Below are 13,299 nucleotides of genomic sequence, written 5' to 3' on the forward strand. Positions count from 1 at the left end.
AATGCTTTGATTGCATGCAATGAAAATAAAATGGACAACGACTCTTGCTGTCCATTTTATTTGGGTGTTCTCCTAGGCCTTTTCTTGCATTTGAGCTGCACTGAGCTTCATTTCAAACTTGATTGCGTTACGAGGCCGGAGTAATGCTGATTGGTTGTGTTGGGCGTACGCATCATAGCGACAGTCACCAATCTCATTTCTCGGACATACCTTGATGCCACTGCGACAAACTAACTCACAATAACAAAATGGACATTGCTTCATAACTCCTCCCTGCCAAAGCTCGTGTTGCAACATCGACCGATGTAGTGACCATGTGAACTGTGTGGTGGAACCATGCTCTACATCGATTTGAGAGTTCTACGCGGGAGTTAGAGGCGCGATCATTGGCATTTGTAAGCAAATATTACAAATCAAGAAACAGGTAGGTATTAGTCAATACTTTAATTGCATAAAAAAGTTCAGCGGCTGGGCTTGTCTGTGCTGTCGAGTATCTCAGCTGCTATCTACTCAGGTGAGCAATACACCCAAGTGACCTACGCTAGCCGCGCTTTGAGCAAACTCACACAAAGAAAACGGTATGTGGCTTTGAAGTCTGCGTCTCGAGGTCACTAGTTGAAGTTTATTTTACTTCCTGACAGATCAGGCTCACCGCCAGTGATTGAGCTAGGTACATGGAGGCACTCAGGGAACGAAAGCCCATCAGATCGCCTTCTTGCACCTCAAAGCACACCGCCATTTTACTGCCATGCGGCGTCATCTGGTTATCGGTAATACAAACAATCGGGACGTTGCGCTGACACGCCTCGTCGATCAGATCACTGGTTTCTTGTGCATAGGGGTTGTAGGTAATCGCAAACAAAACATCTTTGTCGCTCATGCGGCGTGTCAGTGGGGATAGCATCCCACCGTGATCATCAAGAAGCACCACATTCTTGTCTGACTTCATCAATGCATACCAGAGATAAAATGCCACCGGGTAAGCGCGTCGAGTTCCTTGGATATAGATCGTCTCAGCCTGGTTCATCAAACTCACCGCACGCTCAAGCTTGTGCGGAGAGACCGACACTTGTAACTGTTCAATCGCTTCTATATTTGCCTGACCAAAGTCTTGAAAAATGGCCTGGGGCGCATCTTGAGGGACATCTTCCATCTCCCGAGCCTTGCGCACCCGCTCTTTATAATCTCGCGGGCGATTTAGGTATTGCTCACGAAACAGGGCTTGCATCGATGAAAAACCATCGAAGCCCATCGCATTAGCGAATCGACTCAAGGTAGAAAGGGGGACACTGGCTTGATTGGCAATCGTTGCCATGGTTTCTACGGCAACCAACATCGGTTGCTCAGTCACGAAATCCGCGACCTGTTGCAGGCGACCACTCAGTCCCTGATAACGCTTGGAGATCACCTCTTTGAGGCTGTCCAAATCTTGAGGTGTTGTCACATCAAGTTCCATCATTTAACTGTTCTCCCCCAATCATACCGAACGCAGTGAGTAAACGACACCCCCCAAATCAAGAGGGGTGGGAATTTTAGTATAAAAGCTCAAAGTTGCGCAGTGCTTCTTGCTTAACATGCGGCATTGCTTTACGCATGAAGTAGATACGATCAAACTTATCTTCTTCTTGATTCATATAATCGCGCAAATTATGGCCAAGAGCTTGGCGCAAGCAGGTGCCGATATTGAACTTAGAAACACGGCTCTGTTTGAGCTTGATAATGTCTTCATCACGGATCCCGCTGGTGCCGTGGATCACTAGAGGTGTTTCGACCAAGCTGGCGATACGATCCAAGCGACCAAAATCGATACTGCTAGTAGGCTCTGTTAGTCGATGAATGTTACCAACCGATATCGCAACGCCGTCGACACCAGTCTCCTTGGCAAAACGCTGCGCATCTTCCGGCTCGGTGTAGATGGATTTGATATGATCACGGCCTTCGTCATAAGGCACCGATCCTATCTCACCTTCTACCGACGCGCCGAGGGCATGCGCGACATCAACCACTTTGCGGGTTCGCGCGATATTTTGCTCCAGTGTCAGCTGTGAACCATCGAACATCACCGAGCTAAAGCCCGCCTTGAGGGCTCGGTACACGATCTCTTCTTCATAAGTGTGATCAAGGTGCAGGCACACGGGAACCGAGGCATTATCCGCTAAATTAAGGAACATCGCTGCGGCAGTCTCAACACCATAGAAATCAGCCACATCTTTATTGCAGGCCAGGATCACCGGCTTATCAACGGTCTCTGCCGCTTCGACCACCGCGCGTGCATCCTCATAGCCAAAGACGTTAAAACACGGTACGGAGTAGTTTGAATCTGCCGCCTGTGGCAGCAACTCTTTTAGTGATACAAGCATGGTGACTCTCCCTACTTAAACTTAGCAATCATATCTTTAATGCCAGGAATGGTTTCTACCTGGTACTCGTGATGAGGGTCGAAGTGCTGAACCAAGGACTTTTCGGTCTTGCCAACAATAATCGTGAAGTAATACATCTCATAACCAGGCGCGGCAACGCTTGGGTGATACCCTTTATCAATCGCAATCACTGAGCCTGTGCGCACATGATAAACGGGGCCAAAATCGTCCTCGTGCTCATAAAGAAACTGCGCGCCAAAACCAAAGTCTGGGTTAAATCGGAACTGATAAACCTCTTCGTACAAGGTCTCTTTGCTGCCATCTTCTTTGACCCGATCTTCATCATGCTTGTGAGGCGGGAAGCCTGACCAACCGCCCGCTCCGACGGTAAACAGTTCGCTGACCAACAGGCGGCCACGCTGCTCAGAGTTAGATTGACCAAGGACATGCTTGATCTTGCGGTGAGTTTTGGTCTCATCAGAGCCATACTGAACAATATCAACGTTCTCCTCACGCACACAGAAAGGCGTCAGAGAAGCCTCAAATTGGCCGCCGGCTATCATCACGTCAGCCTGCTCACTGACGCAAACAATCTCTGCGGTGTAGCCAAGTGGGACATACACAGCTTCTGGGTTGCCATCCCACACAGATTTGCGTTGACCAATGTTGTCAAATGTTTGGCTTTCGCCATCTTTGCTAACAGTAATGCAGCAGGTTCCGCCCGCCAACACGATCACCGTCTCATAGCCTGGGACATTGTGTTGAAAAGACTGCTCTTGCTCTAGCACTACTTGATTGAAATAACACAGCGGCGTGACCTCATCGTTCACGTCAATAATGGCTTGGTTGTTATTATCAAATGGTGGAATATGTTTACCCATTTTGGTTCCCTCACAGTCGTTTTGCGTTGGCAAAACAAAATAGTCCGAAAAATCTTGTTGTTGTAATAAAAGTCCGGGCCACGATGGTGCACAAAAGCGCCGCTGGGCTCTCCTATGCTGACCCGGGAGACATAAATCTGACTAACCCGCGCCCTAAGGGCAGGTACAGCCCTTACACTCTTGTCTCAATAAAATCAAAAAGCTGCTCTTTGGTCGGCATCGCCTCGGTACAACTGTCACCACTGACATTAATTGCCGCCGCCGCGGTGCCATTGCGGATCCCCTCTTCTAAGGACCCACCATGAGTTAACGTCCAGATAAGCCCTCCCGCAAACGAGTCACCAGAGCCAAATGGTTTATTGGCCTCAACGCGAAAGATGCCTTGCTCAAAGCGATAGCCATCACGGCAGTAAACTTTAGAGCCAAACTCACCGGCTTTGATCACCACGATCTGAGTGTTTTCACACAAGAAACGCTGCGCGGTTTGGTCATCGTCACGATTGCCTGGGGCTAACACCGTTTCCATCATGTCGAACTCTTCACGATTGCCGATAACGATATCTGAGAGACCCGCCGCGATACCGTAGTAAATCGAGGCATCGGTATCGGTGCGCCACGAGTACGGGCGGTAATCGACATCCAGAACGACCAGCGTGTTGCTGCGTCTTGCGTGTTGCATGGCAATCAAGGTCGCTTCGCGGCTGGGGCTCTCAGATAAGGCGGTGCCGGTCACCACCAAAACCTTCGCTTGCGCAATATACTTAGGGTCAATTTCTTCTGGCTTGATGGTCAAATCCGACGCATTGTTGCGATAGATGATCACCGTGCAGTCTTTGGGCTTCATCTCGGTAAACGCCACCGAGGTGCGTGTGCCCGAGGCATCGGCTTTCATGCCATCAAGGTTAATCCCTTGGCCCGACATGTACTGCTTAACGTAATCGCCGAATGCGTCTTCTGCGACACAACCGATGAAACCTACCTTGCCACCGAGCTTGCTCACTGCCACCGCGATGTTCGCAGCTGAGCCGCCGACAAACTTGTTAAAACCCGAGATATCCGCCATATCCGTACCGGACTCGCGAGCATAGAGATCCACGCCCGCGCGACCCAACACGATGGCATCCAACTCTCTGTCCTGTTGAAGTGCAATCTTAGTCATCGTCATTCCTAATTACTTGTATTCAACCCAAGCAGCGCCTTGGTCTGCCGATTCAACACACTTTTCACATAGGCGAACACCCTCGATGCCCGCATCGATACCTGGGAACCAGATCTCAGACAGTGCTGCTTGGTCATCACGATCCGCAGCATCAAATGCCAGGGCAAAGCGGTGATACAAATTCGCCCACGACTCAAAGTATCCCTCGGCATGACCACCACCAACACGATTAGCCGCTACGCCTTGAGCATCTTGGTATAGATAGCCCATACCGCGCTCGAGCACTCGAGGCGCCTCGCCCTGTACCTCGTAACGAAGTTGGTTTGGATACTCATCCCACCATTCGATAGAGGCTTTTGAGCCAACGATGCGGATTTTTTGCTGGTGCATGGAGCCGGCATTTACCGCTGAGGCCCAGAGTGTGCCCACCGCGCCACCTTTAAACTGCATCATGATGTGCGCGTTATCCTCAAGAGGCGCACGTGAAGCGATAAAGCTTTGACGCATACAGGCCAAGCGATCGATCTCTAAACCTGTGATGACTTCACTCAGATAGAAGGCATGGGTACCAATGTCACCCAACACATAAGTCGGACCGGATACTTCAGGGCTGACGCGCCACTTCAGACCTGGGTCATTCTTTTCATACTCTTCATTGTGAAAACCGTGTGCGAACTGCATATTCACCACGCGAATTTCGCCAAGGTCGCCGCGCTGAACCATCTCGCGCGCCTGTTGCACCATAGGGAAACCAGTGTAGCCGTACATCACGCCAATCACGCGATTGCGCTCGGCCGCGATCTGTTTGAGATCCTCAGCTTCCTCTGTGGTGAAGGTGATCGGCTTCTCACACACAACGTGCAGGTTTGCCTCGAGCGCGGCTTTACAGATCTCGTAGTGGGTCGAGTTGGGTGTCGCGATAGACACCGCTTGAATACCATCTTCACGCTGCGCTTCTTGCTCAAACATCTGTTTGTAGTTGGCATAACAGCGATCGCCATCGACACCGAGGTTTTCACCAAAATCACGACAGCGCTGTGGATCAAGGTCAAATGCGCCAGCGACTAACTTAAACAGGCCATCTCGGGTTGCTGCATTGCGGTGCGAGTAACCGATCTGGCTGCCACGTCCTCCACCGACCATTGCCCAGCGGATAGGTTGCTCAAAATGACGTTCTTCATTAAACATATCTGACTCCTTGTGGGCTCTTGGGTGTTAAGAGCCCAGTTAGTATTATTTTTTCTCTAGAAAAGAGTGCTAATCAAATAAGTGGCTACACACCTGGGCGCTGAGTGGCTCGGCCTTCTTGCCAATCGGCAACCTTCTGCGCGGTTTGGTCATTGCGCGTGACTTCTGGTAGGCCAACTTCCCACCAACAATCACACTTCGACCAAGCTGCGGGGGAGACTGGGTCGATATCCAGCACAATCACATAAGTGCGGTCGGCTTCCTTGGCTCGGGCGAATGCAGCATCAAATTCATCAACGCTGGTTAGTTTCTCGCTAATCGCACCTTGCGCATCGGCATGCTTGGCAAAGTCGACTCGAGCGACCTCGCCATCAGGGCGACGACAGTCCTCGAGAAGGTTATTGAAGGACTCGTTGCCGGTGTTGTTTTGCAGCTTATTAATCACCGCAAAGCCGCCGTTATCACACACCACCACAATCATCTTGTGGCCAGTCAGTACCGAGGAATAGATATCTGAGTTCTGGATTAGGTAGGAGCCATCGCCGACTAAGACGACGACGTCATTGTCTGGGTTGGCAACCTTAGCGCCCCAACCACCGGCTATCTCATAGCCCATGCACGAGAAGCCAAACTCGACGTCGAACTTACCAATCTGATAGTTCTGCCAGTTCATCGCCAACTCTGCTGGTAGGCCGCCGGCGGCAGTCAGCACAGTATCTCCTGGTTGCATAGACTTATTGAGTTTACCGATGACTTCCGCGTAAGAGGTCAGCCCCGGTAGCAGTTCACCTGGCTGCGGGTTAGTGCGGCGCTGAACCAAGGCCTTCCATTGATCGGCTTGGATTTTCGCAGTTTCCGCCCAGTCATCACTGCAACGATAATCACCGAGGAGTTTTGACAGCTCCACCAGGCCGCGCTTGGCGTCCGCTTTTACCGGGATAGCACGGTGTTTAATCGCATCAAAACGCGCGGTATTGATCGTGACTAGCTTCATATGTGGATTTTTGAACACACTCCAAGAGCCCGTGGTGAAGTCTTGTAATCGCGTGCCTACCGCAAGCACAACATCGGCATGGGCGGCCATATAGTTGGCAGAATCAGAGCCCGTGACGCCGATGGGCCCGGCGTTAAGCGGATTGTCTTGCAGCATGGTCGCGCGACCTGCAATCGTCTCCACAACTGGAATATTGTGTGTCTTGGCAAAGTCAGCCAACTCATCGGTGGCCAGCGAGTAGTGCACACCGCCGCCAGAGATCACTAATGGTTTTTCCGCCTCAAGCAAGATTTGCTTCGCATCCTCTAGGTCGGCAAGCTCTGGCTCAGGTCGGCGAATACGGTGTACTTTCTCTGCAAAGAAGACCTCTGGAAAATCGTAAGCAACACCTTGGATATCCTGGGGCAAACCGATAAATGCTGGGCCGCAAGTCTCTGGGTCAAGCATGGTATCAATGGCTTGAGGCAGAGAGTGCATCAGTTGAGTAGGTGAAATAATCCGATCCCAGTAACGAGTTAGGGGCTTGAAAGTGTCATTACAAGTGATTGATGGGTCGTAAAAATTTTCTGGCTGCTGTAGGACAGGATCAGGCAGACGACTAACATAAGCGTCACCCGCGATAAGTAGCACAGGAAGACGGTTGGTATGCGCAATACCGGCGGCAGTGACCATATTGGTCGCTCCTGGACCGATGGAGCTAGTGGCAATACCAATACGGCGACGCTGATTCGCTTTGGCATAAGCGATGGCGGCGGTTGCCATCGACTGCTCATTTTGCCCACGCCAGGTTGGAATTTTGTCTTCGATATTTTTCAGTTGCTGTCCAAAACAAGTCACATTGCCGTGACCAAAAATGGCAAACGCCGCCCCAAAGAGTTGCTCTTTTTTACCATCAATTTCAATCATTTGAGCTGCTAAGTACTTTGCTAGTGCTTCTGCAACTGTTAGGCGTACTGTATTCATTGTCTTCCTCGGTAATCAATTTTTTGCTCATCAGCTACCCAGTAGAGAGGATTTTGGTAGCTTGAAATGGGGGAGCTCAGGGGCTCCCCTTCATGCGTGCTCTATTACAAGCCGTACTTCTTGGCGTAACCTGTGATGTTTTCGTAAGCCGTTTTGGCAAACGTCAGCGGGTGTGCCTTAGCCGGGTCTTGCTCTGCTTCCACCAGCAGCCATCCAGAGTAGTTGCGTGCCTTAAGCGCGGCGAAGACATCGTCATAATCAACGTCGCCGGTTCCTGGTACTGTGAAGACGCCGTCTAATACGGCATTAAGGAACGACTTATCGGCAGAGCGAGCAGCATTCATCACCTCTAGACGCAGGTCTTTAAAGTGCATGTGGCCAATACGATGCCCCCAACGCTCAATCATGGTCACTGGGTTACCGCCACCGTAGGTGATGTGCCCGGTATCTAGGGTCAAGTGCACCGCTTCGCCAGAGAATTCCATTAACAAGTTGATGTCGTCTTCTGTCTCACAGATGGTGCCGACATGGTGATGGAATGACAGCTTGATATCGTGCTCGTTGAGCAAATACTCTGCGACCGTGGTCAGCTTGGCGCAGTAAGTTTTCCACTCATCCATTGTCAGGATCACGCGCTGCGAAAGCGGGGTGTTGATGTCACCGTGGACGGTGTTGCTGACTTCTCCAAACACCATCGCCTTACAGCCGGCCGCTTTTAGCAGTTTGATGTGGTCTTGCATCGCGGCGATCTCTTCTTCAGCCGTCAGCGTCATCAGGTTGCCGCTGTACCAACCAGAAGCGAGTACCAGGCCATGTTTTTCTAATAATGGGATAAGCACCTCTGGCTGACGTGGATATTTAGTACCTAACTCAGTCCCAGTAAAGCCGGCTTCTGCCATCTCACTTAGGCACGTCTCCAATGGGATATCACCGCCAAGCTCTGGCATGTCATCATTTGTCCAAGTGAGTGGGCTAATTCCATATTGCACGTTGCTCATTATTATTCTCCAACAAAGGTGTCATTGATTTAGGGGGTGAAGTAAAAAGCGTTTTAGATTGTGGAGCACTTTCTGATTCACAGTTTTCGTTTCACTGGAGATAACACTACCTAAAAAAACACCAGTTGAAAAATATTTTTCACACTCAAATTTCTTTTCGATTTTTTTTCAAAAAAATGGAAAAAGCTAGGGAAAACGGGGGCTACAAGATGAATTTGAGCTAGATCTCATTTCATAAAAACTCAATATATTCAATCAGTTAAATTAAAAATTACTTTTGAAAAATGTTTTCCATAGTTTGATTTAGATAACACTTTCAAGCATTGATACGCTCCTCGACTAGTCTTCTTTAGCGAGCGAGCTTATGATGAAACATGTCAACACAATGAAAAATAATTTCCACACCAATAAAAATACATAATTAGTTGACCAACTAGATATCAATACTCGTACCCTACTTGCGCAGTATTGGTGGTAACCCAGCACGAACTGATTCGATGGTTAGGTGACGGTTTGGGGACTCTAATAAAGGAAATTAACATGGAAGCGACATCCAATGCTGAAGCTCGAAAACACAATATTGCCTACATTGTCAGAATTTGCTGTATTGCCGCGTTGGGCGGTATCCTCTTAGGCTACGATACTGCAGTTATCTCCGGCGCGATTGGGCCGATTAGAGAGTACTTTGGGCTCACTCCTGCTCAAACAGGTTGGGCGGTATCGAGTGTCGTCTTGGGGAGCATCATCGGCGCGGTTGGCGCAGGTTGGGCGGCCCTAAAATATGGCCGACGTAACACCCTTTTCATTGCAGCGGTGCTGTTTATAATCTCTGCTATCGGTAGTGCGGTCGCGCCTACCTTCACCTTCTATGTATTGCTGCGTATTGTTGGCGGTGTAGCTGTTGGTCTTGCCTGCGTGGTCTCACCTATGTATATGTCAGAGGTGGCGCCAAAGGACTTCCGTGGTCGCGCTGTCAGCATGTTCCAGCAATCAGCTGTGGTCGGTCAAACCGGAGTATTCTATGTTAACTATCTGATTGCTCGTGGTATGTCAGAAGCCTGGTTGGTGGATTTGGGCTGGCGCTGGATGTTGGCTTCTGAGGTATTACCTGCTGCTCTATTTGCGGCACTGCTGTTTATTATCCCTGAGTCTCCTCGCTGGCTGGTGCTTAAGGGCCGTTTAGCTGAAGCCAAGGTTACCTTGTCACGCATTTCAAACCCCGAGCATGCCCAGCGCTTGATTGGAGAGATACAAGAGTCCCTCAACCAAACCTCAGGCAAGAACAAACAGGTCAGTCTGCGCTCACCCCTGCTGTTCTCTATCTTGGTGATTGGTACCTTTGTCGCGGCGGCGCAGCAGTTGACCGGTATTAACGTGATCATGTTCTACACCCCGGAAATCCTGAAACCTATTACCGGTTCAACTGAAAACGCCCTATTCCAAACGACTTTTGTTGGCCTAGTGTTTATCGGCGGTAACGCGCTTGGCATGTACCTTATCGACAAGGTTGGACGCCTACCACTAATGAAATTTGGTACCTTTGGTTGTGCGCTTGGGATGTTCGTGGTCGGCCATGTGCTCTATAACCAGACAGAAGGCTACGCTGCCCTATTTGCTCTGTGTCTTTACGTCGTCTCTTATGCCACCTCTTGGGGTTGTGCATGCTGGACCATGATCTCAGAAATCTTCCCCAACAGCATCCGCTCACGAGCGATGGCGATCGCAGTCGGAGCACAATGGTTTACTGGATTTATCGTGACTCAAACCTTCCCAATGCTCAACGATAATCCTTACCTGCAAGAGAACTTTAATGGCGCCTTCGCCTTCTGGTTGTTCGCGGTACTATCGCTTATCTGCATGTTCATTGTTGTTAAATATGTCCCTGAAACCAAAGGGGTTAGCTTAGAGAAAATGGAAGAAGCGATGGCGAAAAAGCTCGGTAAAGAGCTACCGAAAAAACCATCGGAGGCGCACGCCTAATCATCCTCAATCGCCTAGGGGCAGGGTGTGTGTCACTCTGCCCCTTTTGCCCTCCACTCCCCGCTAACTTGGAGTAATCATGCTAGATAAGATGGCTTTTTTTGTTGATGTGATCCGCTCGGGCTCGATCTCTTCTGCGGCCAGAAAGCACGATATCTCCATTTCGGCTGGAAGCCGCTGGCTGCAAGATCTTGAGCGCCACTTTGCCACGACTTTGTGTCGCCGCACCAACCGCCTCCTCGAAGCCACCCAGGCAGGACAAACCCTTTATGAAGAGTTCGCCCCTCTAGTTGATCACGCTGAGCGTATCCAGCGCAAGCTAGAGGATTTTCAAGACCAAGAAAAAGGCCATATCAACATCGCCTGCACGCCTATTTTTGCCAACCACTTTTTGATGGATATCATCGCCGATTACCGCCAACAAAACCCGCTAGTAACCTTTAATATCAACGTGACACCATGGGCGCTAGACCACGCCAATCATTGTGACTTACTCATCAGCGCCAATGCCCACTATCAAGGCTATCGCGATAAAGACCTGCTATTAGTCAAAAGAGAGCTGATGCAGTGTCCATTTATTGTCGTCGCTGCACGTGACTATCTTGAGCGGCACCCGCGCCCAACCCACCCAGAGGATTTACGCCAACATGCTTGCTTGATGGCAACCACACTAACTGGCAGCAATGACTGGATTTTTCGCTCTGGTATGGAAAATATTATGCTGAAAGTGCCGAAGACGATTGAGGTCAATGATAGCGATCTGCTACTTAAGGGGGTCATCAATGGCTCAGGTATTGCCTATCTTCCTGAGTTTGTTACCCGATCAGCTCTTGCTCAGCAGCAACTGATTCCCTTGCTCGAAGAGTACCAAACCAGTATCTGGAGCCTTAACCTTTACTATCACTCGCCACAAAAATCCTCGCCAGTTGTGACGAGGTTTAAGCAGTTTCTGCTGCAAGCCACATCGCAGATCGATAGCTTATTGCAAGCCAATGGGGAGATCTAAAATAATCGCTCAACAATGTGAGGGATAAGCATTCTGTATTGGCGGCCAAGGCAATGCTCAACGCTTGTTTAAAAGCTTGTGATAGCTCGAAGGCCGTCTAGGCTGAGCTTAATACCGGAGGCAAACAGAAACAGATAACACAACTGATAAACCTTTTCTTGGCTAGTGTAATTGAGCAGATAGACACCCAGTTTAACCCCTAGAGGGGCTAAGGGGATCAGTACTAGGGCCGTGATTAAATTAGTGCTGTCAAACTCGCCCAATGCTATGTAAGGGATCAATTTGATCAGATTGATGATGGCAAACAGTACTGCCATCGTGGCGATCAAGGTGATCTTTGGCAGTTTGAGTGGCAGTAGATAGATACTCGCAGGCCCCCCGCCAGCATGAATGGCCGTACTCGATAGGCCAGTCATAGTGCCCCAAAACCATGTTGCCAGCGGCCCTGGCGGCCTTGTTTGTCGCGCGCGACCGAACCAGTGTTGCAGACAGAACAGCAGTGACAATAGACCAATGGTGAGTTTAAGCCCTGACTCGGGCGTCACCTTGAGTATCCATCCCGCCAAGGCAACACCGACAATGGCGCCCGGTAGCATCCGTTTGATCACTTGATAATCGGCATCACGATAATGATGACTGACCGCAAAACCATCCATCACCAACAAGATTGGCAGCAGTATTGCCGCTGCCTGAGTTGGCGGCACCACCAATGCCATCAGCGGCACCGCGATAATACCCAGCGCGCCACCGAGTCCGCCCTTACCAACGCCATAAATCAACACCGCTGGGATAGCAGCCAGATAGAACCAAGGATCGCTGAGCATCACGTTCTCTACCCTAAGCCATTAATCGTTGTAAATACTGTCGACTGCGAGACAAATCGGCGCTCACTTGCTCGGCATTATCGCAAGCATGCTCATGCTCCACCACCAGCCAGCCCTGATAATCCAACTGATTTAGTGCCTCAATAATCTGGCTAAGCTGGATATCCCCCTCCCCCAAAGGAGTAACGATGCCTTGACTGTAGGCGTCGACCCACTCCAGCCTGTCACGTACTGCCAAACGCCGCTTCTGCATCGATATGTCTTTCAGGTGAACATGCTCAATTCGGCGCCCATATTGATGAATGATGCTCACCGGATCCATACCATCGAGAAAAGCATGCCCCACGTCCAAACACAGGCCTAAACGAGACTCAGGGAGCTGATGGAGAACAAAGTCAATCTCGTCTTGATAGCGAATATAGCCGCCAACCCCAGGGTGTAGCAGGCAGCGCAAACCATACTTGTTTGCGATCGAAATGATCGCATCTAGGTTGTCGTTCAACTGCTGCTTTTGCTTGACCGTTAAACGTATCGCGGTTGCTGAGTGATCTCGGTGTCCGGAGCGTTGGCTGTGGACCCCTTCCATGATCAGCAAGGTCTTGACCTCTAATGAAGCTAAGTGCTGACAAATGTGTGCCACCTCATCCAGAATCGAGCTCATCTGCAATGTATCTGCAAAGGGTAGCTCAATCTTTCCAGCACAAACCTCAAGGCCTCGCACTTGGCAGGCACTGCGCAGCAGTCCCTTTTCGAGCGGAAAGTAGCCATCTGGCCCTAACTCTATCCCATGATAACCACTGTCACTGGCATCCATTAATACCTTTCCCCAGCTTGGGTTGGTCTCATTGGACGCAAATTCAACGCCCCAACAGCAAGGGGCACAAGCGATACGATTTAGCATAACCATCTCTCCTAAGTTGACCTACCGCCACCATACCCACTTACT

The 13,299-nt window shown here is 50.1% G+C and carries 12 protein-coding genes; 2 read left to right on the plus strand and 10 right to left on the minus strand.

The window, feature by feature from the left end; translation table 11 throughout:
* Positions 1-72: 72 nt before the first annotated feature.
* The 8 genes from ACSTTG_RS11330 to iolE form a co-directional block, all read right to left on the minus strand.
* Entirely contained in the window at positions 73-264 is a 192-nt protein-coding gene (locus ACSTTG_RS11330; protein WP_438474902.1) for a hypothetical protein, read from the minus strand.
* 358 nt (positions 265-622) lie between these two features.
* Complete coding sequence (locus tag ACSTTG_RS11335) at positions 623-1,456, minus strand: MurR/RpiR family transcriptional regulator (RefSeq protein ID WP_438457597.1); 834 nt, start codon at positions 1,454-1,456, stop codon at positions 623-625.
* Between the two features lie 76 nt (positions 1,457-1,532).
* Complete coding sequence (locus tag ACSTTG_RS11340; protein WP_438457017.1) at positions 1,533-2,360, minus strand: class II fructose-bisphosphate aldolase; 828 nt, start codon at positions 2,358-2,360, stop codon at positions 1,533-1,535.
* Between the two features lie 11 nt (positions 2,361-2,371).
* Positions 2,372-3,241 (minus strand): 5-deoxy-glucuronate isomerase, encoded by an 870-nt coding sequence (locus tag ACSTTG_RS11345; RefSeq protein ID WP_438457016.1) that lies wholly within the window; start codon positions 3,239-3,241, stop codon positions 2,372-2,374.
* Positions 3,242-3,413: 172 nt separating this feature from the next.
* Positions 3,414-4,400 (minus strand): 5-dehydro-2-deoxygluconokinase, encoded by a 987-nt coding sequence (gene iolC, locus ACSTTG_RS11350; protein ID WP_438457015.1) that lies wholly within the window; start codon positions 4,398-4,400, stop codon positions 3,414-3,416.
* 12 nt (positions 4,401-4,412) lie between these two features.
* Complete coding sequence (locus ACSTTG_RS11355; protein ID WP_438474903.1) at positions 4,413-5,588, minus strand: Gfo/Idh/MocA family protein; 1,176 nt, start codon at positions 5,586-5,588, stop codon at positions 4,413-4,415.
* An 85-nt stretch (positions 5,589-5,673) separates the two neighbouring features.
* Positions 5,674-7,545 (minus strand): 3D-(3,5/4)-trihydroxycyclohexane-1,2-dione acylhydrolase (decyclizing), encoded by a 1,872-nt coding sequence (gene iolD, locus ACSTTG_RS11360; protein ID WP_438474904.1) that lies wholly within the window; start codon positions 7,543-7,545, stop codon positions 5,674-5,676.
* A gap of 104 nt (positions 7,546-7,649) precedes the next feature.
* Positions 7,650-8,543: a myo-inosose-2 dehydratase gene (gene iolE, locus ACSTTG_RS11365; RefSeq protein ID WP_438457012.1), complete on the minus strand. Its 894-nt coding sequence runs from the start codon at positions 8,541-8,543 to the stop codon at positions 7,650-7,652.
* A gap of 540 nt (positions 8,544-9,083) precedes the next feature.
* On the opposite strand from iolE, the gene ACSTTG_RS11370 reads away from it, so the two are divergent.
* Positions 9,084-10,523, plus strand: coding sequence for a sugar porter family MFS transporter (locus ACSTTG_RS11370; protein ID WP_438457011.1), 1,440 nt, complete (start codon positions 9,084-9,086; stop codon positions 10,521-10,523).
* Positions 10,524-10,602: 79 nt separating this feature from the next.
* Positions 10,603-11,529 (plus strand): LysR family transcriptional regulator, encoded by a 927-nt coding sequence (locus ACSTTG_RS11375; RefSeq protein ID WP_438457010.1) that lies wholly within the window; start codon positions 10,603-10,605, stop codon positions 11,527-11,529.
* 68 nt (positions 11,530-11,597) lie between these two features.
* Here ACSTTG_RS11375 and ACSTTG_RS11380 read toward each other — a convergent pair whose 3' ends face one another.
* Together ACSTTG_RS11380 and ACSTTG_RS11385 are read right to left on the minus strand one after the other, a co-directional pair.
* Positions 11,598-12,353, minus strand: coding sequence for a sulfite exporter TauE/SafE family protein (locus ACSTTG_RS11380; protein WP_438475023.1), 756 nt, complete (start codon positions 12,351-12,353; stop codon positions 11,598-11,600).
* Between the two features lie 13 nt (positions 12,354-12,366).
* Complete coding sequence (locus ACSTTG_RS11385; protein ID WP_438474905.1) at positions 12,367-13,254, minus strand: sugar phosphate isomerase/epimerase family protein; 888 nt, start codon at positions 13,252-13,254, stop codon at positions 12,367-12,369.
* Positions 13,255-13,299: the final 45 nt, after the last annotated feature.

Source organism: Vibrio glycogenivorans, from assembly GCF_051660965.1.
Lineage (GTDB): Bacteria > Pseudomonadota > Gammaproteobacteria > Enterobacterales > Vibrionaceae > Vibrio.